This is a genomic window from Kitasatospora sp. NPDC032121 (assembly GCF_055580145.1).
Window position 1 is genome coordinate 1 of record NZ_JBVILX010000037.1, and the last position, 22,586, is coordinate 22,586.

Below are 22,586 nucleotides of genomic sequence, written 5' to 3' on the forward strand. Positions count from 1 at the left end.
CCGGCTTCTTCAAGCGCGGTCCCGGTGCACCCCAACCGGGGTGCGGGGCGACCGGACCATCGACACGGTCGCCACAGGAGGGTTGTACCCGACATACGACATTGAATTCACGTTTAACCCTCTTTGTTACCGTCCAACCCGAGTGCACGCGCTCGCACCACCGCTCCACGCCGCAAGGTCGTCCTTCAGGGCGTGCTTCTTGGCCGGGCCGTCCGTACGGCTGCCACGGCTCGGGCGAGGGCCAGCAGCAGCACCCGCTCGACTCGCGGGATCAGGGGCGGCGCCGCGACGGCGACGGCGATCGACGCGGCGACCCCGGCCCAGGCCACCGGCCCGAGCGGGGTGCATCCGAAGAACCGGCTGACGCCCGGGGTCTGGACGACGGCCGCCAGCACGGCGGCGGAGCCCAGAACGGTCAGGAGGACCAGCGCGCTGCGCCGTCGTCCGGTGAGGGTCTGGGCGAGCTGGGCTCCCACGACGCCGCACAGGGCCATGGTGCTGGTGCGCCGGGCGGAGCCGGGCGTGGAGGTGCCGATGAGCCAGGCGGTGGTGGCGCCGAGCGCGGTCACCAGACCCCGGTGGCGGATCTGGCGGGCCAACGGCGCGTCGAGGGCGGCGGTGCCCGCTCGTGGGGCGTTCTCCCCGTTCGGCGGGTCGTCCCGTGGGGTGACCGCGACGGCCATCGCCGGGAACATGTCGGTGAGCAGGTTGACCAGCAGGATCTGGCGCGTGGACATCGGGGCGCGCCCGGACAGCAGGGTGCCGAGCAGGGAGAAGCCGATCTCGCCGGCGTTGCCGCCGATCAGGATGGTGATCGCGTCCGCCACGCTGCGCCACAGCGCGCGGCCCTCGTCCACGGCGTCGGTCAGGACGGTCAGCTCCTCGTCGGTGATCACCAGGTCGGCCGCGTTGCGGGCCGCCGCCGAGCCGCGCGCGGCGATGCCGATCCCGATGTCGGCGGAGCGGATGGCGGCGGCGTCGTTGGCCCCGTCCCCCACCATCGCCACGACGCGTCCCGCCTCCCGCAGCGCCTCGACGACCAGCACCTTCTGCTCCGGCGCGACCCGGGCGACGACGCCGCAGTCGCGCAGTCGGCGGGCGCGGCCCGTACGGTCGAGTCCGGCCAGCTCGTCACCGGTGGCCAGCTCGACGTCGTCGGGCCAGCCGAGCGCGAGCGCCACCGCCCGGGCCGTGGCCGGGTGGTCGCCGGTGAGCATGACCGGCCGCACCCCGGCCCGCCGCAGTCCGGTGACCAGCGCCTCGGACCCGGCGCGCGGGGTGTCCGCCAAGGCGACGAAGCCGACCAGGTCCAACCGTTCCAAGGGGGCGTCGATCGTCTCGCCGCCGTCCGCGACGGGCCGGGTGGCAACGGCGAGGACCCGCAGGCCGTCCGCGCCGAGAGCCGCCACGGTCTCGGCCTCGGCGTCCCCGGCGTCGGCGCAGGCCGGCAGGACGCTCTCGGGCGCGCCCTTCACCACGAACAGAGCGCGACCGTCCTCGTCGGCCCCGGTCGCGGCGGCGTAGCCGCGGCTGGCCTCGAACGGAAGCTCCCGGTCGGGTGTCCAGCCGAGGTCGTCCGGTGCCGCGGCGAGGACCGCCTCGTCGGTGGAGTGGGCGTGTACGGCCGCGCGGTCGTCGGCGGGCGGGCAGGCTCGGGCCGCCATCCGCAGGACGGGCACCGCCTCGGGAGCGTCGGCGGAGTACACGGCCCCGTCGGCCGCGGCGACGCGGGTGACCCGCAGACGGTTCTCGGTCAGCGTGCCTGTCTTGTCGAAGCAGACGGTGTCCATCCGGCCGAGCGCCTCCAGGGCGCGCGGGGTCCGCACCAGCACGCCGTGCCGACTGAGCCTGCGTGCAGCGGCCAGTTGGGCGACCGTGGCCACCAGCGGGAGGCCCTCCGGCACGGCGGCGACCGCGACGGCGAGTCCGCCTCTCACGGCCTGGCGCATCGGGCGGCCGCGCACGACGGCCAGGCCCGCGACGGCGGCTCCGCCGAGCAGGGTGAACGGCAGGCTGCGGTTGGTCAGTTCGCGCAGCCTGGCCTGGACGCCCGCCGCCGGTGGGGTGCGGGCGGCGAGGTGGGCGGCCCGCCCGGCCTCGGTGTCGTCCCCGGTGCCGACCACGGCGGCCCGGGCCTGGCCTGCCACGACCGTGGTGCCCTCGAAGACCATGCACCGGCGGTCCGCGACTGCCGCTTCCGGCGTGGCGTCCACCTGTTTCACGGTGGGGAGCGACTCGCCCGTCAGCGACGACTCGTCGACCTCCAGGTCGTCGACGTCGAGCAGCCGGGCGTCTGCCGGAACCACGTCGCCGGTGTTCAGCTCGATCACCTGCCCGGGCACCAGATTCGTGGACCTGACCCTGCGGATCCGGTTCCCGTCGACCACGCGAGCCGTCTGATGCTGCGTCATTTCCAGGGCGGACAGGGCGCGTTCGGCTCGCATCCGCTCGACCGCCCCGATCAGCGCGTTCATCGCCAGCGCTCCGGCGACCAGCAGCGCGTCCACCGTCGAACCCAGCAGGGCGGACGCGGTCGCTCCGACGAGCAGGACCGGTGTCAGTGGATCGTCGAGTTCGGAACGCACCGCGCCGATCAGGCGGCCCGTCAGGCGCACCGGACCGAAGGCCGGCAGCGCCCCCACACGCCGCACGGCGCCCGACAGGGCCCGCAGGCCCTCGGAGCCCGCCGGCCGGCGGACGGCCTTGAGCCGCGCCAGTGCCTCCCGGGGCGCGAGGGCGTGCCAGGGTATGCGCGGTGGCGGGTGGGGCGCACTGCGGGCGCTGACGCGCAGGGCGGCCCGCCAGCCCGATACGAGGGCCGCGGCGCTCGCCACGTTGACGGGCGAGAGGCGGATCCCGACCGGGAAGGCACCGTGGGGCCGGCGCCCCCGGGTGAGGACCAGGAGGCCGGACAGCGCAGCGCTCGCCTCGGCCAGGGTCTTGGCGTGCCGGGACACGGTGCGGGCGGCGGGAATCGCGGCCAGCAGCCGCCACGCGGATTCGAGTCCGTTCAGCACGAGGAGGTCCGCGCCCCACACCACCGCGCTGTCGTCGTCGGTGACCGCGACCGCGAGGTCGCTGCGCAGCAGTCCGGCGAGCAGCTCCCGGCCGCTCGGTGTCAACTCCGCTGCGCCGTCTGCCGGTACGCGTATGACGGAGAGCACCACCCGACCGCTGCGCTGTAGTTGACGCACCACCTCGGCCAACGGCCGCTCGTCACCGGTCAGCTGATCGGCGAGGACGCCGAAGTCGCCGAGCGTGCCGTCATCGGCCAGCACGACGCGCAGTCCGGCCCGCCGGGCGGCGTCCAGCGCGGCTTCGGCGAGCGGGGCGATCTCCCGACCGACCAGGACGGTGCCGACGTCCGTCCCGCCGGCCGCCGCGATCATCAGGCCCGTCTCCGGGCCCTTCCCGTCGGGCGCGTCCAACTGGTCCGGCACTGGGCGCAGTTCGATGCCCGGTTCGCTCTCGGACGGGTCCAGTGCGGCTGCGGCGGCCTGCCACAACCGGTCGTGGTCCCAGCCGGGTGCGTTCGGATTGACCTCCAGGACCGTCCTCCCCGTGCCGCGCAGGGCGTCGGGGTGCAGGACGACGGTGTCGACCAGTTCCAGCCGGCGCAACCGCTCCACACGGCGGACCAGGACACCCTCACGGGCGAGTTCGGTGCCCAGCACGGCGGTGAACGCGGCCGGGCCGTAGCGCGCGGCCTTGGGATTGCCGGCCACCAGCCCCTCGGCCGCCTCCGCGCTGTCACGGGTGAACAGCAGGGCCGCAGCGGAGCCGAGCAGAGTGCTACCCACCGCCTGACCGGCGAACTCCTCGCACGGCAACGGGCGCAACGCCGGGCGAGCGACGCCCTCGCCCGCCAGACTCAACCGGGCGGGCGCGCAGACCGTGTCGTGCGCGGCGTCGAAGGCGGCGGCACCGGCGATCGTCTCCATCAGCCGGCCGGTCCGCAGCACCGCGTCCAGGGCCAGCGCGGTGGGCGACCGCCCGACTCCGTAGGCCGCCACCCCGACCGCCGCCAGCACCAGGTCGGCGCCGGAGTCACCGAGGCGGCGGCGCAGCAGCGTGCGCACCCCGGGGTCCTCGCGCACCAGGCCGGTCACGGCGGTGGCCAACCGGGGTGCGGCCTTCAGCGGGATCACCCGCGCGCCCACGGCGGTCGCGACACCCACGGCGTCGCACCCGAGGGCGAGCGCCTGCGCGCGCACGCTGCCGGTCCGGCCGGGGTGCGCGGACTCCAGGACGTCGTCCTCCACCCGCTCCAACCGCTGCTCGGCCGCGAGTTCGGTGGCACGTTCCACCACGCGGTCGGTGGCCGCGTCCTGGGCCAACTGCACCACCAGCCGGGCGAGTCCGCCGTCCCAGTAGGCGGCGACCACATCCGGCCGCTGGGCCAGCCCGAGGGCCACCCTTCGCGCCGCCGCCTCCACGTCCCGCACCCGACCGGCAGCGCGTGGGCGCAGCGCCAGCTGAACCCGCGCGCCCGCCTGCCAGTACCCACGGCCGGCCTCTGCCGCGCCACGGGTCACCCGGCCCACGCGGCGCGCCGTTTCGGCGGTGGCGGTGGCGGTGTGCGCCGTGGCGCGAACTCCGGCGCCGGCGGCCTCGACCGCCACCCGGGCAGCAGTCCGTGCCGTGGGCAGCGCCGCGCGCGCGAGGACGACCGGCGCGGCCAGGGTCAGTCCGATGCCGAGCGCCGGCAGACGGGCGAGGGTACGCAAAGCCATGGCTCACCTTCGGGCGGCCGCGTCACGCGGCCTTCCGCTCGGCGGACGCGGCGGCGGTTGCACGGCGCTTGACCGGGGTCTTCCCGCTCGTCCTGCCGCTGGGCTTGGTGCTCGTCCTGCCGCTCGGCTTGGCGGCCGACCTGCTGCTCGGCTTGGCGGCCGACTTGCTGCTCGGCTTGGTACTCGACCTGCTGCTCGGCTTGGCGGCCGACTTGCCGCTCGACTCGGTGCTCGACCTGCTGCTCGGCTTGGCGGCCGACTTGCTGCTCGGCTTGGTACCCGACCTGCTGCTCGGCTTGGCGGCCGACTTGCCGCTCGACTCGGCGCTCGTCCTGCCGCTCGGCCGGGAGGCCGCCTTCGACGCCCGCGACTTTCCAGCGGTCGACTTCTGCGCCGGCTTGCCCGCTGTCGTACCGGTCGAGCGGGCCGGGCCGGCGGCCGACATCGTCACGGCGTGTGTGGGCCGCGGCTGGGTCAGCCATACGGCCGCCGCGCCGACGGCCGCCACCGGCCACTCGACCGCTCCCAGCGCGCCGAGCAGCCCGGCACCCGCGTAGGCGGCGATGCGGCGAGTCCGCGGCGACACGAGCCCCACGGTGTCGAGCACCTCGTCGACCATGCCGCCGACGGTCCCGGCCCCCGGGAGACGTCGCACCGCGGACGCCATCGTGTCGACCGGATGGAGCAGCGTCGCCGAGTTCGGCGATACCGCGGATGATCCGGCTGGTGAGGATGCGTGCTCGTTCATGGTTGTTTCCGATCGACGCGTTCGAACGTGCGGACCGACTCCCGAGGGCCTGCATCCGCTCGTCCCGGTAGGGCGTATGCCCGCTGGGACCCGGCTAAACAGGGGGGCCCCGCGCCGCCGCCGCGCACAGTGGCTGAGCCCGGCACGGCTTCACCCGGCCCGGTTTCGCACTCTTGACCGCCTCTTGTCCGGAACGCTCCCGTGTGCCAGTAATGAACGATTGTGTTCCCTAACTGCCGGGAATACCGTCGGTAGTGCTGAACGGATCCGTCTCCCCTGCCCGCCCTTGACCCCTCACCCATAGGGGGACCTGCCATGGCCACCTCGCGCGCCCTGGCCGAGGCTTCGCCCGCGACCGCACGTCGGGGACAGCACCCGGGGGTAGCACTCACCGTCATCGCGGCGACGCAACTCATGGTCGTTCTCGACATCACGATCGTGAACATCGCGCTGCCGCACATCCAGCAGGCGCTGCGGTTCAACACCACCGACCTGTCCTGGGTCATCAACGCCTACACCCTCACCTTCGGTGGGCTGCTGCTGCTCGGCGGGCGGGCGGGCGACATCCTCGGACGGCGTCGAGTGTTCATCGTCGGCGTCCTCGTGTTCGCCCTGGCCTCGTTGCTCGGCGGCGTCGCGCAGTCCGCCGGCTGGCTGCTGGCCGCCCGGGCGTTCCAGGGCATGGGCGGGGCCATCGCCTCGCCGACGGCGCTGGCGCTGATCGCCACCAACTTCAGGGAGGGCCAGGAGCGCAACCGGGCCTTCGGCGTCTACTCCGCCGTCGCCGGGGCCGGCGGCGCGATCGGGCTGCTGCTCGGCGGCATGCTGACCTCCTGGCTGTCCTGGCGCTGGGTGCTGTTCGTCAATGTGCCGATCGGCATCGCGATCGCCCTGCTGGCGCCGCTCTACATCAACGAGTCCGAGCGCCACCCCGGCCGCTTCGACCTGCTCGGTGCCTTCACCGCCACCGCCGGCATGGTCTCGCTGGTGTACGGCTTCATCCGTGCCTCCGACCACGGCTGGACGGACCCGGTGACGCTGACCTCGTTCGCCCTCGCGCTGGTCCTGGTCCTGGTGTTCGTGGCGAACGAGCGGCGCGCGCGGCAGCCGATCACCCCGTTGCACCTGTTCCGCAACCGCAACCGCTCGGGCGCGTTCGGGCTGATGCTCTGCGTGGCCGCGACGATGTTCAGCATCTTCTTCTTCATCACCCTGTTCGTGCAGGAGATCCTCGGATTCAGCCCGCTGAGGGCCGGTTTCGCGTTCCTGCCGATCAGCGTCGCGATCATCGCGGCCGCCCAGTTCGCCGCCCGCACCCAGCTGCGCTTCGGGCCGAAACCCTTCCTGGTGACCGGCTCGCTGCTGGTCCTGGGCGGGGTGGCCTGGGCGACGCGGATCGACGTCGACAGCAGCTACGTCGGCGGCGTTCTCGGGCCGACCATGCTGTTCGGCCTCGGCATGGGCTCGATCTTCGTCCCCGCCACCCTCACCGTCGTCTCCAGGGTCTCCCCGCACGAGACCGGCGCCGCCACCGGCATGCTCAACACCAGCCAGCAGGTGGGCGGCTCGCTCGGGCTGTCGATCCTGGTCACGGTGTTCGGCACGGCCAGCCGCAACGAGGCCCGGCAGCAGGTCGGGGCGTTCCTCCGGCAGGCCACCCCGCAGCAGGCCGCCCAGTTCCGGGCCACCGGACGCCTCCCGGCGCCGTACTCCTCGCAGATCCTGGTGCACGGCATCGCCGGCGCGTTCCAGATGGGCCTGGTGTTCGCGGCGCTGGCGGTGACGATCGCGGTGTTCGTCATCAAGGTCGGCCGCCTGCCGGCGCCTCCCGCCGTCAGCCCCTCGGAGGGCGGCGCTTGACAGGGCGTCAGGGTGACCGGGAGAGTCCTTCTTGCAATGGTTTTCATCTTCGATAGCCGTTGCGGGTGAGCGACGCCCGTACGCGGGTCGGTGCCGCCCGCCACGGGTCGAAGCCCCACGCCTCCCCGAAAGAGGACACCCATGTCGCTCGACGTCTCCCCCGCCCTCCTCGCCCAGGCCCAGCAGGGCCGCGTCGACGAGGCCGACTTCCTCGACACCGTCCGCGCCTCGCTCCCGTACGCCTACCGGGTCGTCGCCGGACTCAGCACCGAACTCGCCGCCGGCGAGCAGGAGTTCACCACCGACAACACCACGCCGAGCGACGAGGAGCGGGCCCAGCTGCTGCGCGCGCTCGCCAGCAACGCGATCCGGGGCAGCCTGGAGAGCCACTTCGGGGTGAAGCTCGCCTTCGTCAACTGCCACCGGGTCGGCGCCTTCCGCCCCGGCACCGAGGACGGTGCGGCGTACCGCGAGTTCACCTCGCTGCACAACCAGATCCGCAACCAGAGCCCGGAGCTGCGCAGCTGCTGACCGCGGCCGGGCGCGGTCCGGACGACTGGTCCGGATGCCACTCGGATGCTGTTCGGCGGTGATCCGGGCGCCGTCGGCTCCCGCCTCGCTCGACGGGGCGGGAGCCGCCGCACGTGACGCCCGCATTGCACCCGCGTTGCGCCCCGTGGCGGCCGGTGTCCGGATCGCCCGTCGATCTTGTCGCGCGGCGCGACGGCTGCGTACGTTCGGAACGCACCACCCCACCGGCCCGCCCCTCACCACGTGGAGCCCACGATGTCGCCGACCCCTCGCCCGCTGCGGAAACTCGGCTTCCTGACCATCGGGCTCTTCGACGAGACGGACCCCCGCCGGGGCCACGAATCCACCCTCGACCTCATCACCCTCGGCGAGCGGCTCGGCTTCGACAGCGCCTGGCTGCGCCACCGCCACCTCCAGTACGGCATCTCCTCGCCGATCGCCGTGCTCGCCGCCGCCACCCAGCGCACCAGCCGCATCCAGCTCGGCACCGCCGTCACCCCGCTCGGCTGGGAGAACCCGCTGCGGCTCGCCGAGGACCTGGCCACCGTGGACGTGCTCTCCGGCGGCCGGCTCAACCCCGGCTTCAGCGTCGGCCCGCCCACCCACTACGACCACGTGCGCGGCGCGCTCTACCCCGACACCGGCGAGCAGGAGGACTTCAGCCCCCGGCGCGCCGAACGGCTGCTCGCCCTGGTCCGCGGCGAGGACGCCTCCGGCTTCGCCGGCACCGAGGGCATCGAGGAGTACTCGCGCCGGGTCCAGCCGCACTCCCCCGGCCTGGCCTCCCGGCTCTGGTACGGCGCCGGCAGCCTGCGCTCGGCCCGCTGGGCCGGCGAGCGGGGCATCAACCTGCTCACCAGCAGCGTGGTGAAGCCGGAGGAGCAGGAGGGGCCGTTCGACTTCGCCGCCATCCAGGCCGCCCAGATCCGCGCCTTCCGCGAGCGCCACCCCGACGGCGAACGCGCCCGGGTCTCCCAGGGCCTGGTCGTCATCCCCACCGACAGCGCCACCCCCGAACAGCGCGCCAAGTACCGGGCCTACGCCCTCGCCCGCACCCCGCGCACCCTCGCCCCGCAGGGCCCGGCCCGGCTGCTGTTCGCCCCCGACCTGGTCGGGACGACCGAGGAACTCGTCCAGCGGCTGCACGCCCACGCCGGCTACCGCGAGGTCAACGAGGTGGCCTTCGCGCTGCCGTTCTCCTTCGAGCACGAGGACTACGTGCAGATCCTCACCGACCTGGCGACCCGCCTCGGGCCCGCGCTCGGCTGGCGTCCGGCTTCGGTTTCGACTCCGGCTTTGGTTTCGGCTTCCGCTCCGGCTTCGGCTTCGGCTTAGGTTTCGGTTTCCACTCCGGCAGCAGGCCCTGGGGAGCGCTGACCGGGCGGCCTCGCGGTTTCCCCAACGGGCCTACCGGGCAAGGGAATCCGCAGCAACCACGGCGTCCGGCACGGCCTCCCGTACCGATTCGTCCTCCCAGGCCGGTACGGACGGACGGGCCAGTGCGGACGGACAGCCGCCCGGCCGGACGCCGACACGGGGGGAGACCGTGATGGGCCCGTACCAAGCCGCACCCGTACCGCCGCCGACCCTGCACCCCTGCCCGAGATGCCGGCTCACCGACCAGGTCCGCAGCGTCCCGGCCGTGTACCACGCCGGGCGGACGAGGGTGATCGTCCGACCCTCGCAGCAGGGGACCGGCAGCCACCGGACCCGCGAGGTCGTCTCCGACCTCGCCCGGGCCCTGGCACCGGCACCGATCCGCGAACAGCCACCCGGCCGCGTGGCGACGGGCCTGGGCGTGATCGCCCTCGCGATCGCCTTCTTCACCTTCTTCGCCGGGGCCTTCGCACGGCAGTTCAACGACGACACGCCCGCCTTCGCCACCCCGGTCCGGGACCACCAGGCCTTCGAGATCCCCGTGGCGATCCCGGTCACCGCCGTCATCGCCGCCGCCGTCCTCCTGGTGACCGCCGCCGCGCTCCGCGCCGCCGCGAACCGCGAACTCTCCGGCCGTGCCCGGGCCGAACAGCTCTGGGCCCAGGCCTGGTACTGCGCCCGCTGCGGCACCGTCCACTTCCCGCCCGCCCCCGGCCAGGCCTCCACTGCCCTCAGCCTCCCGGAGTTCCGCCGACTCGTCTGGACGGCCGGCGGCTACGGCCACCTCGCGGACCGGTACTGACTCGGAACCCGCCGGTGTCGAGGTCGAGGCCGAACGGCGCGGGCAGCCGCACCGGCACCCCGAACGGGTGCGGCCCCTCGACCCGGGTGCACCCGAGCGCACCCGAGTGCACCCAGCTGCGAGAACAGCGTGCAGGCCCGGTCCTGTCGGTCCACCAGGATCTCGGTCTCCACGGGGCGTGGCCTACGCGGCCGACCGAGGCCCGGCACCTGCCGCATCCGGCAGGTGCCGGGCCACCGGCTCAGAGCAGGCGCTTGATCTCCCCGCGCGCGCGGTAGAAGCCGCCCGAGGCGGACTCCCGCACCTCGGCGACCAGGTAGCGTGCCCCGGCTATCCGGATGTCCTTGGGGAACTGCACCCGCCACGACGAGTCGTAGCCCTGCGAGACCACCCGCATCCGCAGCCGGGCGCCGTCCTGGACGCACTCGACCTCCACCTCGCCGCCGGTCCGGGCGGTGGCCACCGTGACCGTCTCCAGCCCGGCGCCGGCCAGCACCGGCTCCCAGCCCGCGCCCTTGACCTCGGCGGTCTTCGGCAGCGTGCCGTTCTCGGCCGCCCGCACCGCCTGCTCGCTCGCGTCCAGGCAGGCCAGCGAGCCGTCCGTGGTCACCAGGTAGAGCCGGCCGTCCCGGTACTGCATGCTGTACGCCGAGCCGCAGCCGGTGGCGAGCTTCCACAGCCGGGTGCCGTCGGCGGCGAAGCAGTACACGGAGGAGTGGTTGTCCCCGGCGAAGACGTACTCGCCGTCCGGGGAGGCCGCGCAGGAGAAGACCGCGGCGTCGCAGCGGTAGGCGGCCACCTCGGCGCCGTCCGACTTCCGCAGCCGGTGCACCCAGCCGCGCGCGGTGCCGGCGAACACCTCGTCGGCCTCCTGCCAGCCGAACAGCACCTCGCCCTGGGTCGGGGTGTGCCAGCGCTGGTCGCCGCTGCGGTTGTCGTAGCGGGCGACGCCGCGCGAGTGGCCGTGGTAGACGCCGTCGGCGTCGCAGCGCACCATCCAGCCGGCCCGGCCGTCGGCCTGGCGGCGCCACTGGAACTCGTCCTCGTGGTCGACCGTGGTCAGCCCGCCGCGCTCGTCGGCGACGCCGAGCACGCCGTCGTGGATGTCGAGCCAGAAGATGTCCACGTCCTGGGCTATCTCGTACGCGACGCGCGGAACCTTGCCGCCCAGGTCGTACACCTTGCCGTCGTCGCAGCCGGCGTAGATCCACCAGTCGTCGGCGACGATGCACTTGACGCCGTCCGGCAGGCCGTAGCGGCCCGTCACCTCGCCGTCGTGGGTGAGGGTGTAGACATCGCCGCGCTCGTTGCCGACCCAGGCGTGCTCCTCGCCGACGAAGATCCCGAAGGCGGGCGAGCCGGAGCGGAAGCGCCACAGCAGCGGCGCCTGGTTGGCGGTCGAGCGGGTGCTGACGATCTGCCGCCTGGTCACCGCCCGGCGCTGGCGCACTCCCTGGACGGCCGGGGCGTAGCCCTTGCGGACCTTCTCGCCGATCTTCTTGGCCGCCGACGCGGCCGCCTTCTCCGGGCTCGGGTACGTCGTCGACTTGCTCTGCCCGGGCTCGCCGATCCGCCCGTACCGCACCGTCACCACCTGGCCGGCGAGCCGCACCTCGTAGAACTTGTGCGCGCTCCCCTCGTCCTCGGACAGTTCGAGGTACGTGACCTGCTCTTCCACGGCGACGGACACGGTGCGGTCCCCTTTCGGGCATCGGAGATGGGGTGCCGGCGGGGAGGCCTGCCGACACCTCCAAAGCTACGGCCCGTCACTGACAATCGGCTCCGCGGGGGCTGGGGGCTGGAACGCCGAGGGCAGTACAGCTCGGCCAGGAGGGCGCGCAGCCGCTCGTCCTCGCGGACGATGTGGTGTGCGGGGCCGGAGGTGACGATCCGGCGGTCGCCCTCCGTCGAGCAGCGCTTCCAGCCGGAGTGTCAGGCCCTGCTGGTGCCGTACCTGGCCGGGATCGCCGCCGCCGACGCGTGCGAGACGGTGGCCCAGGGGTGGGCGTCGAGGGCCGCGGTGAGGCCCGTGGGCGCGATCCTCGCAGGCGGGACCGACAACTCCCCTGCCACCATGGCGTGGACGCATCGCCGAGGCACCCGCTGATCGCGGGCGGTCCGGGCCGGTGCGGGGGCGCCGCGGCCCCGTACGGGTGGTGCTGGCAAGCTGGGGAGATCGGCGCCGACCGGCGCCGCACGGCGAGGGGGTACCGGTGATGGGTGGGTCGACGGTCGGGGGCGTGCCTCCGCTGGATCCGGAGGTTCGGGCGGCACTGGCGTCCGCCGGCGACCGGGCGCGGCAGGTGCTCACCCCGGAGGGCCTGACGGCCTGGCAGCAACGCGACCTCGCCGCCCGGCCCCGCCCGACCCCGGACCAGTTGCGCGACGGTGACCGGTTCGAGGTGACGGAGCTGCGCGTGCCGCGGGCCGACGGCGGGGGCGAGATCACGCTCGTCAGCGCGCGGCCCGCCGGGATCCGCGAGGAACTGCCGTTGCTGTACTACCTGCACGGCGGCGGGATGGTGACCGGTAACGCCTGGTCCGTCCTGCCCCGGCTGCTGCGCGGCTGGGCGCTGCCGCTGCGGCTGGCGGTCGTCTCCGTCGAGTACCGGCTGGCTCCGCACACCCGCTTCCCCGGCGCCGTCGAGGACTGCTACGCCGGACTCGTCTGGGCGGCGGAGCACGCGGGCGCGCTGGGAGTGGACGCGCGACGCGTGGTCATCGGCGGCAAGAGCGCCGGAGGCGGGCTCGCCGCGGCGCTGGCCCTGCTGGTCCGCGATCGGGGCGGTCCGGCGCCGCTCGGCCAGCTGCTGCTGAGCCCGATGCTCGACGACCGCGGCGACACCTTCTCCAGCCACCAGCTGGCCGGCCACGACACCTGGGACCGCACGTCCAACGCCACCGCCTGGCAGGCGCTGCTCGGCCACCGGTACGGTGCCGCCGACCTCTCGCCCTACGCCGCCCCGGCCCGCGCCACCGACCTGTCCCGACTGCCGGCGGCGTACGTCGAGGTGGGGTCCGCCGAGACGTTCCGGGACGAGGCCGTCGCCTACGCCGACGCGATCTGGCGAGCGGGCGGCGAGGCCGAACTGCACGTGTGGCCCGGCGCCTGCCACGGCTTCGACAGCCTCGCCCCGCACGCGGTCATCAGCCGGGACGCCCACGACGCCCGCACCCGCTGGCTGCGACGCGTCCTCCAGCGGTGAGGCCGGCCCGGCGGGCTTTCCGCGCGGTCATCGGCCGGCTCGTCAGTCCACGGCCGCCGCCCGCTCCCCGTCCAGCAGGCACACCATGTGCAGCTTCGCGACCGCCCGCCCCTCCACCAGGACCGCCCTCGGCTCCCGCCCCCACACCTCGAACCCGCAGGCGGTGTAGAGCCGCAGGGCCGGCTCGTTGCCCTCCGAGACGGTCAGCAGCACCTGCAGCAGCCACTCGTCCTCCGCCGCCGTGCGCAGCACCTCCCGCACCAGGGCGCGGCCGATCCCACGGCCGCCCGCGCCGCGGGCCACCGCCATGCCGTACAGCGTGCCCTTGTGCCGTTCCTGGCTGCGTTGCGGCACCTTCAGCCCGGCGGTGCCGACCAGTGTGCCGCTGCCGTCGAAGGCGCCGATCAGGGCGCCCGGACCGTCCTCGGCGCCGGCCAGCCGGCGCAGCGTCGCGGACAGCGGCTTGCCGGCCTCCTCGGCGTGGCTGGAGGTGAAGGCGCTCGGCGTCTCGCGCAGCGCCGCGAGCCGGAAGGCCCGGTACGGCTCTGCGTCCGCGACGCCCAGGCGGCGCAGCAGCACGGAGTTCGCCACGGAGCGCGCCGCGGGCCGCCGGTCGTGCTCAGCCGAGACGGACACGGGTGCACCTCGTCACGTACGGCAGGGCGATCTCGTCGCGGCCCGCCAGGTCGGGGTGGGTGGCCAGCAGCTGCTCGACGTCGGCCAGCAGGCGGACCCGCTCGTGCTCCGGCAGCGCGATCACGTAGCTGCGCGAGGCGACCATGTCGACGATCCCGGCCCGGGTGGTGAGGTGCTCCCAGCCGATCTCCAGCCGCTCGGGCGCGCCGAACGGCGCCGGGAGGACGGGCCTGGTGTCGATCCGCTGCCGCGCCGAACGGTGCATCAGCACCCCGAGTGCGGCGGCCCAGGGCTCGCTCTCGTCCCGGACGTTCCACACCAGCGAGAGCGTCCCGCCGGGGGCGAGCACCCGGGCGATCTCCGGCAGCGCGGCCGCCGGGTCGAACCAGTGCCAGGCCTGCGCCACCACCACGGCGTCCACGCTGCCGTCCGGCAGCGGGATGCGCTCGGCCGAGCCCGCCCGGACGGCCGCCTTCGGCACCGCCGCGGCCAGCCGCGCCCGCATCCCCTCGTCGGGCTCGACCGCCACCACCTCCAGACCCGCCTCGACCAGCATCCCGGTCAACTTGCCCGTCCCAGCGCCCAGATCGAGCACCCGGCGGGCCTCCCGGGGCACCGCCGAGCCGATCAGCGCCCGCGGATAGCCCGGCCGACCGTGCTGGTACGCGTCCGCCGCCGCCCCGAACGACCGCGCCCGCAGCCGCCCGGCCCACCGCCTGGTCGCCCCCTGCCGCGTCATCCCGCAGGCCCGCCCGATCTCCTCCCAGGTCGCCTCCCGCCCTCGCCGCAGCTCCTCCACCAGCTCCGTCCGCCGCTCCTCCAGCGCCTCGATCACCCCCGACAGCCGCCGCAACCCCTCCACCCCGCCATCACCGGCCACATCCTCCGCCACCCGCCGACCAAGATCACCCGTCTCCATGGCCCGGCACTGTACGGACCGCCGACGGAGACCGTCAACACCCATTGCCCTGACACGCAACAGCTGTTGCCTCAGAGCCATGCCACGGGCCCCGGCCGTGATGCGGCCGGGGCCCGTCAACGACCCGCCGTCACAAGGGCCGGAGGGTGAGCACGAACTGCGGAAGTGCCAGCAGGAGCAGCACGGTCCCGGCCTCGATCCAGCGGTACTTCGCCCGGATGATCGCACTGGTACCGGCCAGCGCCGACAGCAACGGCCCCGCCGGATCGCGCCCCACCCGCTCGAACGCCCGGCGCAGCCCGTCCGAGCCCGCCCCCGGAACGATGTGCTCGAAGTACCCCGGCCCGGCCGCCCCGCTGCTCCGCCCCTTGCGGTGGCGGGGCACCAGCGCGGAGGCGAAGCAGCCGACTGCCAGCAGGGCGCTGACCACGGCGCTCCACCGCAGGAGCGGAGCCAGCCAGGCCAGGGAGCCCGAACCGGCGCCGCCGTCCAGAGGGACGAAGGTGGCCAGCACCGCCCCGGTGAAGGCCAGGAACACGGCGGCCTTGGTGTCCGCCCGGACGAGCTCCGCGCTGTTGGCCGCCATCAGGCGCTCCATCGCCGACACGGAGGACGGACCGGACACCGCTATCGGCGCAGCGGACCGGTGGGGCCGCCGAGGGGCCGGGCGGCGAGGGCTTCTGCCCACGGACCGCCTGCGGGTCCCGCACAGCGGCGGCTCGCGGCGTACGGCTGCCCGGGTCATCGCGGCACCCCGTTCGGGACTCCGTTCGGGACACTGCCGGCCCAGCCGTTGACGTGGGTGTGGAGCTTGGTGAAGCCCGGCGCCTGCCCCGGGGGATACGGAGCCGGCCCGGGGACCTGCCGCCCGAGGGCGACCAGGCGGTCGCGCAGGAGCCTGGACAGCTCCTCCTGTTCCTGGTCCGTCACCTTGCCCAGCATGAGAGCCATCTGGTCCTGCCAGGTGGTCTCACCCCGGAGCAGGTCGGCGTGGTTGACCACCCAGTCCAGGACGTCGCGCACCTCATCGGGCTTCCTGGCGAGCCACAGCCCCGCGAGGGCGAGCGGGCCGTCCTGGACCGCTCGCCGGCAGAATTCGTACTCCTCCTTGCTCTTGGCCATCCAGTCGAAGGGCACGTCCGTCGCATCGGGCGTTCCGAGCCTCAGTTCGTTGCCGTGCTCACGGGCGAGGACGTCCGTGACGCGATAGCCGAGGCCGAAGTGGGGCAAGACGTACGGCGCCGCAAGGTACTGCACCAGTTCGTCCGGGCCCAGCCTGGTCTGCGCGGCGGCGAACTGATCGTTGAGCTGACGAAGGCGGACTTCCAGGTCCTTGCGGACCGGCAGCCAGCCCCGGCTCGTCCGGGTCCGCACGACCTGTGCGGCATCCTGAACCCACCACAGGACGTGGACCTCCACCGATTCCGTGCCGTACGGGGTGGGGAGACGGACAGCCCGGACACCCGGCCGCTCGTCCAACTCGACCAGGTACGCCCGGTCGAACCCGCGCAGCCCCAGCCGCGCGGTGGGTCCGCTCTGCTCTCCCAGGTCAGTCGGTCTCGGACGGCGCTCCCCCAGCTGGTGGTACATCCCGGCCCGGTCCCGCAGGACCAGGGCACGGTCACGCCGCCCGGACCAGCGGTGCCAGAGGATCTCCCGCCAGGGGGCACGGGTGGCCTGGGCGTAGACGGGCGGGTCGTTCTCAACGGTCATCGGGGCCTCCGAAAGCAGGGGCGGAGCGGTACGGGTGCGGCTCGCCACGCCGCCAGGCCTCCAGGGCGCGGTGGGCAATGTCGCGGCCGATCAGGTCGAGGTTGTCGCTGCGGTCGATCTCGACCAGCAGCCCCAGCTCGCCGGGGCGCATCTCCTGGGCGAGGGCGGTGAGCAGCGTCTCGACGGGAGCCCGAAGCGGTTCGTCCCAGACCGCTCGGTGACACCAGTCGAGCAACCTGCGGCTGGTACTGGCGAACAGGTTCCGGGAGTTCAGCGCTCGCCTGATGAAGGCGATCACCGCGTCGCCGAACTCACCCTCGGGGCCCAGCTGCTGCCGGAACCACGAGGGGTCGAGGAGCAACCCGGGAATGGTCGTGAGCGCGAGCTCGGCGTCATGCCCTCGCCGGTCCGCCCACACCATGAGCTGGCGAAACACGGCCGTCTGGTTTCCACCGTCGAAGAGGCTCTTCAGCGACCAGCGCGCCGTCGCCGCCACCGAGCGCTCGTCGTCCTCCTCCCCGTGGTAGCAGCGCCGGATCAGCGAAATCGCGGTCTCCGGCCGGGCTGCCCCGAAGTCTCCGCCACAAGCGGCGGCCACGGTCGATCGAACTCGCCAGCCGGCACTGTGGCTCCAGCTGTCGACCCGGTGCTTCACCTCTCCGGCGAGGATCGGGTCCTGTGACACGATGCCCAGGGCGTAGGCGGCCGTACTGCGGCTCTGCGCACGGTCGGACCGGGCCAGATCATGGATGTGCCGCAACGCCCGGCGGCCGCCGCCCCAGCCGGCGGCCAGACCCATCACCCGGCCCACCGGCCTGGCCAATTCGGCCTCGGTCCCAGGAACGTTGTCCATCCACTCGGTCAGCAGTCCGGACACCTCACCGTACTGCCGCCACACGTGTCGCAACACCGTCTCCGCTTGCCGGTGCCGTTTGAAGCGGAGCGGCTCCACCGTGTAGGTGTAGCCCGAGGTCTCCCGCATCTCAGGGGGCAAGCACTCCGCTCGAATGACCTCCAGCAACTCGTCCAGCGAGCGCCGGAAGACGAACCGCGGATTCGGGCGGGCTCCCTCACCGGGTGCGGTCCGGCCCTGTTCGCCGTCCCCGTTCGCCCGTGTCACCGCATCGAGGCGACCGTCGGCCAGCTTGAGCAACCGGTCGGTCTCATCCCGGATGATCCGGTGGTCAAGGCCCTCCAGGACGCTTGTCACCAGCAGGAACGCCAGCGCGTCCGGGTCATCGCGGATTTTCTTCAAGAGGTCCGGGACCTCCTCCTCCGTGAGGAAGCTGAGCCGCTGGCCGAGGTCGACCGGGTCGGGTCCTTCGTCACCGGCCCGGCTCACCTCGTCGACGAGTTCGCCGACCTGGGCCGGCACCAGCTCGGGGGCCAGCAGGTCGTCCAGATCCGCTTCCAGCCGGGCCAGCAGCGCCTGGCGTCGCTTCGCATCGGGCACCACCGCCTCCAGACGGGCGTCGAAGACCGCACGCGGCGACGGGGGTGTGTAGCGCACCGGGCTGACGTCCAGTTCGCGGACGACGTCGCGGAGACGGTCCGCGTCATGCGGCAGCAGGACCACCATGACGGCCTTGGCCTCCTCCAACCGCTGGCGCAGCTTGGCGACCGCCGCCGGCCCCAACCGCACCGTGAGCGACAGACCGTGCACCAGGTACCCGCGCGCCTCGCTGTCGGTGGGCCGCCAGGACGTCAGGTCCGAGTCACTGTCGAGTGCGCGCAGGGCCAGGCTCTTCCCACTGCTCTCGAACAGCAGGTTGAGGGCCGTGGTGCGACGCCCGGTGCCCGGTTCACCGGCGAGGAAGAGCAGGCGGGCGCCGAGCGTCCTCAGCGCCTCGGGGAAGCAGTCCGGCTTCGCGTATCCGGTCTGGGCGGCCAGGATCTCCATCGCGGAGATGGGCCCGTCCTGCGCCTCGACCCGCTCGCCGCTGCCCGGCGCCGCTCCGGCGGCACCGTTCTCGACGCGCTGGTCCCCGTGCACCGCGCCGGTGTTGATGTTGCCGTTCGGTGCGAAGATGAACTGGCCGCCCGGTCCCCAGGCGGCGAACCGGCCCGCGAACTCGTCGCCGAAGTCATCGAAGCCGGGGTCGGGGTCGGGGCCGGGGCCGGAGCCCGGCGCGCCAGGCGGTCCTTCGATGGCCGGGCGCTCGTCGGGGCTCACCGGTGGTGCTCGTTCTTGTCGCCGTGGACGGTGTCCTTGTTGCCCCGAACGTAGTCGCCGCCGAAGCCACTGATGGAGTCACCACGCACGTTGGTGATGTTCTGCCCACCGTGCACCGTGCCGCTGTTCAGGTTTCCTCCGTCGGCCCGCTGGTTCACGACCGTCCTCGGCGCCCGACGCTCCTCCGCCGGCCGGTCCGCCTTTCGGCCGTCCCGCCCCTCCTGTTCCTCGACGACGGCGTCGCCGAGGATCCGGCGGTCGTAGAGGTTCCCGGACGGCGCGGGCACGTAGAGCCACGCCTGCTGGTCGAAGCGCTTGCCCTCGACGGTCGCCGGCACCTCGATGAAGTGGTCGGGGTGGCGCCCGGTGTAACCGCCGGCCACCGCGTCCTGGTAGCAGCGGTCGGACAGGATGGCCGCGACGTGGGTGATGCTTTCGTTGGACGCGGCCAGCATGGCCTTCACCGGCCGGGAGTCGAGCAGCCGGTGGGTGTCGTTGCGCGGGGTGCCGTTGCCGTCGAACTCGCCGCCCGCGTCGGGGAGCGGGCCGATGTTGAGGCTGACCCTCAGTCGGATGCGCACCGTTCCGACCGAGTGCACGTTGAACTCCGTCAGCACCTCCTGGAGGGTGTTCAGCCAGGGGTGGATCAGGAAGGGCATCCAGCCCGGGTCGAAGCCGAACACGTACCCGTCGCCGGTCGAATTGGGGAACCGCCGGTCCTGCCAGACCTCACCCAGTCCGGCCCGCTCGAAGGACCACTGGAGCACCTGCGGCACGGACCTGCTGATCACGCCGTGCTCGATCGCGGGGTACCCGGTGAAGTCCTTGGCGTCCACGGCGACGATGCCCCGGTACGGCGGGAGGTGTCGGCTGCGGCTGTACGGCAGGGCACTGGCCTCGGGCATCGGCTGGTCGAACTCCGTCATCTCTGCTCCTCGCGGTTTCCCGTACTGACCTTGCGTCACCCAGCTTCGCGACACAGCGTGGTCCGGTGTGCTCGCTCAGTGCAGAAAACGTGTGACGGAGGACACATCGAGGAGTTGGCTCTTCAGTCCGCAGGCACCGCCGCTCGACGGAGGGCGGGGAGGTCGGCGAGGGTGATGGACTTCCGGCCGGTCTCGACACGGTGGGCGGCCAGGGTGGCGAGGGCCGTGGTGACGGTGTTGCGGGAGACGCCGAGGTGCTGGGCGAGTTCGTCGCGGGTCAGGGCGAGTTCGATCTGGCGGCCGGCCGCCGGGACGGGGCCGGCGGAGAGATCGGCGAGGGCCACCAGGGCGGCTGCCAGCCGGGGGACGATGTCACCGCCGGTGCGGGCCAGGTCGGACTCGCGCAGCCGACCCATGGCGTAGCGGACCATCACGGGGAACAGCTCACGATCGGCGACGAAACGCAGGAAGGCGGCCTTGGCGAGGACCGCGACCGTGCAGTCCGAGATCGCCTGGACGCTGGCCGAGCGGACGCCGTCGTCGAGGACGGCCACTTCCCCGAGCAGTTCGCCCGGGCCGCGGAAGGCCAGCAGCCGGACGCTCCCGTCGCGCTCCCGGCGGCTGACCTTGGCCACTCCGGCCAGCAGGGCGAGGACGTGGGTGCCCGGTTCGCCCTGGCGCAGGAGGGTGGTGCCGATCGGGTGCCTGCGCTCGAACGCGCCGTCCAGCATGCCCGTCCAGGCCGCGTCGCCCATGAGGTGGCGCAGGGTCCTGCCAAGCGGGCCGGGGGTGCGGCTGTCGTGATCGTCCATGCGACGACCCTAGGAGGAACTCCGGGCCGCACGCACCCGAATCGAGGCCTCATGGTGCGGCCGACCGGCCCGGCCGCGGCCGGTGTCCCACGTGCGGGTGATTGCCAGGGCCGTGGTTGACCGGAGTTTGCCGCTGTAGCACGAACTCGTGGGCGCGTGGCCTGACTTGGTGTGGAAACCCTCCGCATGAGCGAATCCGGGGCGGGTCGGCGGCGCGCGGGCGGCGGGGAGAGAAGCCTGGTGGGGCGGGGTGGCCGGTCCGGGTTGCGACTGGTGTGCGGAATGTCGGTGTTGTCCGACAGGTTGCAACAAGTCGGTTGCGGGACAGTATTTTTGACTTTCGGTCAGGATGTCCTGAACTTGGCTATGCTGCACCACCACGCCTCCGGAGCCGGTCCCCCGTTTGTCCCCGTACTGTTCCGATTGTCTGAGGATGCTGAATGCTTCGAGCTGGATCGTCGCCCACCAGACGGCGCCGAGCGCCCCTGCTCGGCTGGCTGTTGCCGACGGCCGTGATGGCGGCGGCCGTGGCGGTCGCCGCGGCGGTGGTGTCCGCCGGGGCCCGGGCCGAGGTGCTGTGGTGCGGGGCGACGGGCACCGTGCTGGTGGCCGTGGTGGCCGCCGAGTCGGCCCGCCGCGGGCGGGCGCTGAGTGAGTCGCGCGACCGGCACGCCCGGCAGGTCGAGGACCTCCAACGCCGGCTGGTCGGGCAGGAGGACGAGCTGGACCGGCTCGCCCGGGGCGAGATGCGCAGGGTCGTCGCCGGGGCCCGGTACGGCTACTCCTTCGACATCCTGACCCGCCCGCTTGAGGAGGGCGACGCACCCGTCTCGCCGAGGTTCCGCCGCTCCCTGGTGGCCGTCGCCGAGGGCGTCGCCAAGGCCGTCGACGACGAGGTCAGCCGGCGCGACTCGGCCGAGCGGGCCTTCGTCAACATCTCCCGCCGGCTGCAGGCCATCATCCACCGGCAGGCCAAGGACCTGCGGGAGATGGAGGACCGGCACGGCAACGACCCTGCGGTCTTCGACGACCTGCTGCGCCTGGACCACGGCAACGCGCTGACCGGCCGCCTCGCCGACAGCATCGCCGTCCTGTCCGGCGCCCGCCCCGGCCGCCAGTGGACCCGTCCGATCGCGCTCTACAGCGTGCTGCGCGGCGGCATGTCCCGGATCCTGGAGTACCAGCGGGTAGACCTGCACCCGGTGGCCCAGATCTCGGTCACCGGACCGGCCGTCGAACCGCTGATCCACGCCGTCTCCGAGCTGCTCGACAACGCCACCCGCTACTCCCCGCCGCACACCCACGTGCACCTGAGCGCCTCCGAGGTGCAGAGCGGGATGGCGATCGAGATCGAGGACGGCGGCCTCGGCCTCACCGACGAGGCCCGGTTCCGCGCCGAGCGCTCGATCCGCGAGGCGATGGTCTCCAAGGACTTCGACGACCTCACCGAGTCCCCCCGGCTGGGCTTCGCCATCGTCGGCCGGCTCTGCCAGGCGTACGGCTTCCAGATCTCGCTGCGCCGCTCCGCGTACGGCGGCGTGCGGGCAGTGCTGGTCGTGCCGCAGGCCCTGCTCACCACCGCGCCGCCGACCGGGCGGGCGCACGGGATCGGCGCGTTCTCCGGCCCCCGCCCGCTCCCCCCGAACCCGCCCCGGCACGCGGCCCCCGGCCGCCCCTGGGGCGCCCGGACGACCTCCGCCGGCGTCGGGCCGTCCTACGGCTCGACCAACCCGTGGGGCCCCTCCGGCCCGGGCGCCGGGGACGACGAGGTGATCGTGACCGAGTGGACGCCCAACGGCCTGCCGCAGCGCCGGCGCAGCCGCCCGATGGTGCCCCGGGGCGGCTACGGCGGGGCCGCGCGCGCCGCCGCCCAGCCCGCCGGGCCGATGGCCCAGCCGTCCGGGCCGATGCCCGGATCGGTGCCCGGTCCGTCGGCGGGGCCGATGACGGGACCGCCGGCCCAGGCGTCGCGCCCCGCCAGGGAGCCGAAGCAGCCCGGCCTGTGGCTGGAGGAGTTCATGAACGGCATCAAGGGCACCGGTCCGAGCCCGTCCGGGCCGGGCGGCACCGGACGCGGCACGGGATCCGGACACACCGGCGCCGCAGACACCAGTGAAGACACGGCAGGGAAGGGCGAGCAGTGATTCCGC

The 22,586-nt window shown here is 73.6% G+C and carries 17 protein-coding genes; 8 read left to right on the forward strand and 9 right to left on the reverse strand.

Annotation, left to right across the window (positions count from 1 at the left end; translation table 11 throughout):
- Positions 1–185 precede the first annotated feature (185 nt).
- On the reverse strand, positions 186–4,733 hold the full coding sequence (locus ACZ5OX_RS38530) for a cation-translocating P-type ATPase (RefSeq protein ID WP_465636782.1): 4,548 nt from the start codon (positions 4,731–4,733) through the stop codon (positions 186–188).
- Between the two features lie 68 nt (positions 4,734–4,801).
- Between ACZ5OX_RS38530 and ACZ5OX_RS38535 the strand changes: the two genes are divergently transcribed.
- The 5 genes from ACZ5OX_RS38535 (at position 4,802) to ACZ5OX_RS38555 (ending at position 10,051) form a co-directional block, all read left to right on the forward strand.
- Positions 4,802–5,290, forward strand: coding sequence for a hypothetical protein (locus ACZ5OX_RS38535; RefSeq protein ID WP_465636784.1), 489 nt, complete (start codon positions 4,802–4,804; stop codon positions 5,288–5,290).
- Between the two features lie 506 nt (positions 5,291–5,796).
- On the forward strand, positions 5,797–7,341 hold the full coding sequence (locus tag ACZ5OX_RS38540; protein WP_465636786.1) for an MFS transporter: 1,545 nt from the start codon (positions 5,797–5,799) through the stop codon (positions 7,339–7,341).
- A gap of 141 nt (positions 7,342–7,482) precedes the next feature.
- Positions 7,483–7,872, forward strand: coding sequence for an SCO5389 family protein (locus tag ACZ5OX_RS38545; protein ID WP_392877242.1), 390 nt, complete (start codon positions 7,483–7,485; stop codon positions 7,870–7,872).
- 255 nt (positions 7,873–8,127) lie between these two features.
- Positions 8,128–9,207, forward strand: a complete 1,080-nt coding sequence (locus ACZ5OX_RS38550) for an LLM class flavin-dependent oxidoreductase (protein WP_465636788.1) — start codon at positions 8,128–8,130, stop codon at positions 9,205–9,207.
- 214 nt (positions 9,208–9,421) lie between these two features.
- Complete coding sequence (locus ACZ5OX_RS38555) at positions 9,422–10,051, forward strand: hypothetical protein (RefSeq protein ID WP_465636790.1); 630 nt, start codon at positions 9,422–9,424, stop codon at positions 10,049–10,051.
- 241 nt (positions 10,052–10,292) lie between these two features.
- Here ACZ5OX_RS38555 and ACZ5OX_RS38560 read toward each other — a convergent pair whose 3' ends face one another.
- Entirely contained in the window at positions 10,293–11,741 is a 1,449-nt protein-coding gene (locus tag ACZ5OX_RS38560; RefSeq protein WP_449806875.1) for a WGR domain-containing protein, read from the reverse strand.
- Between the two features lie 192 nt (positions 11,742–11,933).
- Here ACZ5OX_RS38560 and ACZ5OX_RS38565 point away from each other — a divergent pair, with 192 nt between their 5' ends.
- Positions 11,934–12,158 (forward strand): hypothetical protein, encoded by a 225-nt coding sequence (locus ACZ5OX_RS38565; protein WP_465636792.1) that lies wholly within the window; start codon positions 11,934–11,936, stop codon positions 12,156–12,158.
- Between the two features lie 109 nt (positions 12,159–12,267).
- The gene (locus ACZ5OX_RS38570) at positions 12,268–13,257 is read left to right on the forward strand and encodes an alpha/beta hydrolase (RefSeq protein ID WP_465636794.1); all 990 of its coding nucleotides are present in this window, start codon (positions 12,268–12,270) and stop codon (positions 13,255–13,257) included.
- Between the two features lie 42 nt (positions 13,258–13,299).
- On the opposite strand, the gene ACZ5OX_RS38575 is transcribed toward ACZ5OX_RS38570, so the two are convergent.
- The 7 genes from ACZ5OX_RS38575 to ACZ5OX_RS38605 form a co-directional block, all read right to left on the reverse strand.
- Positions 13,300–13,893, reverse strand: a complete 594-nt coding sequence (locus ACZ5OX_RS38575) for a GNAT family N-acetyltransferase (protein ID WP_465636796.1) — start codon at positions 13,891–13,893, stop codon at positions 13,300–13,302.
- Positions 13,877–14,812, reverse strand: coding sequence for a class I SAM-dependent methyltransferase (locus tag ACZ5OX_RS38580; protein WP_465636798.1), 936 nt, complete (start codon positions 14,810–14,812; stop codon positions 13,877–13,879). The genes ACZ5OX_RS38575 and ACZ5OX_RS38580 overlap by 17 nt, the downstream gene beginning before the upstream one ends.
- A 130-nt stretch (positions 14,813–14,942) precedes the next feature.
- Positions 14,943–15,398: a Pycsar system effector family protein gene (locus ACZ5OX_RS38585; protein WP_465636800.1), complete on the reverse strand. Its 456-nt coding sequence runs from the start codon at positions 15,396–15,398 to the stop codon at positions 14,943–14,945.
- Positions 15,399–15,553: 155 nt separating this feature from the next.
- Positions 15,554–16,525, reverse strand: coding sequence for a hypothetical protein (locus ACZ5OX_RS38590; RefSeq protein WP_465636802.1), 972 nt, complete (start codon positions 16,523–16,525; stop codon positions 15,554–15,556).
- On the reverse strand, positions 16,515–18,698 hold the full coding sequence (locus tag ACZ5OX_RS38595; RefSeq protein ID WP_465636803.1) for a hypothetical protein: 2,184 nt from the start codon (positions 18,696–18,698) through the stop codon (positions 16,515–16,517). Before ACZ5OX_RS38595 ends, ACZ5OX_RS38590 begins: the two co-directional genes overlap by 11 nt.
- Positions 18,695–19,624 carry a hypothetical protein gene (locus ACZ5OX_RS38600; RefSeq protein ID WP_465636805.1) on the reverse strand — a complete coding sequence of 310 codons (930 nt, stop codon included), beginning with the start codon at positions 19,622–19,624 and terminating at the stop codon, positions 18,695–18,697. The genes ACZ5OX_RS38595 and ACZ5OX_RS38600 overlap by 4 nt, the downstream gene beginning before the upstream one ends.
- 122 nt (positions 19,625–19,746) lie before the next feature.
- Positions 19,747–20,436 carry a Crp/Fnr family transcriptional regulator gene (locus ACZ5OX_RS38605; RefSeq protein WP_465636807.1) on the reverse strand — a complete coding sequence of 230 codons (690 nt, stop codon included), beginning with the start codon at positions 20,434–20,436 and terminating at the stop codon, positions 19,747–19,749.
- 440 nt (positions 20,437–20,876) lie between these two features.
- On the opposite strand from ACZ5OX_RS38605, the gene ACZ5OX_RS38610 reads away from it, so the two are divergent.
- A complete protein-coding gene (locus ACZ5OX_RS38610) occupies positions 20,877–22,580 on the forward strand; it encodes an ATP-binding protein (RefSeq protein ID WP_465636809.1) in 1,704 nt (567 codons plus the stop codon).
- The last annotated feature ends 6 nt before the right edge of the window (positions 22,581–22,586 follow it).

Excerpts from the sequence above, each read along its gene's own strand:
- ACZ5OX_RS38530 (WP_465636782.1), bottom strand. The coding sequence starts at position 4,733 with ATGGCTTTGCGTACCCTCGCCCGTCTGCCGGCGCTCGGCATCGGACTG.
- ACZ5OX_RS38540 (WP_465636786.1), top strand. The coding sequence starts at position 5,797 with ATGGCCACCTCGCGCGCCCTGGCCGAGGCTTCGCCCGCGACCGCACGT.
- ACZ5OX_RS38545 (WP_392877242.1), top strand. The coding sequence starts at position 7,483 with ATGTCGCTCGACGTCTCCCCCGCCCTCCTCGCCCAGGCCCAGCAGGGC.
- ACZ5OX_RS38550 (WP_465636788.1), top strand. The coding sequence starts at position 8,128 with ATGTCGCCGACCCCTCGCCCGCTGCGGAAACTCGGCTTCCTGACCATC.
- ACZ5OX_RS38555 (WP_465636790.1), top strand. The coding sequence starts at position 9,422 with ATGGGCCCGTACCAAGCCGCACCCGTACCGCCGCCGACCCTGCACCCC.
- ACZ5OX_RS38570 (WP_465636794.1), top strand. The coding sequence starts at position 12,268 with ATGGGTGGGTCGACGGTCGGGGGCGTGCCTCCGCTGGATCCGGAGGTT.
- ACZ5OX_RS38580 (WP_465636798.1), bottom strand. The coding sequence starts at position 14,812 with ATGGAGACGGGTGATCTTGGTCGGCGGGTGGCGGAGGATGTGGCCGGT.
- ACZ5OX_RS38585 (WP_465636800.1), bottom strand. The coding sequence starts at position 15,398 with ATGGCGGCCAACAGCGCGGAGCTCGTCCGGGCGGACACCAAGGCCGCC.
- ACZ5OX_RS38590 (WP_465636802.1), bottom strand. The coding sequence starts at position 16,525 with ATGACCGTTGAGAACGACCCGCCCGTCTACGCCCAGGCCACCCGTGCC.
- ACZ5OX_RS38600 (WP_465636805.1), bottom strand. The coding sequence starts at position 19,624 with ATGACGGAGTTCGACCAGCCGATGCCCGAGGCCAGTGCCCTGCCGTAC.
- ACZ5OX_RS38605 (WP_465636807.1), bottom strand. The coding sequence starts at position 20,436 with ATGGACGATCACGACAGCCGCACCCCCGGCCCGCTTGGCAGGACCCTG.
- ACZ5OX_RS38610 (WP_465636809.1), top strand. The coding sequence starts at position 20,877 with ATGCTTCGAGCTGGATCGTCGCCCACCAGACGGCGCCGAGCGCCCCTG.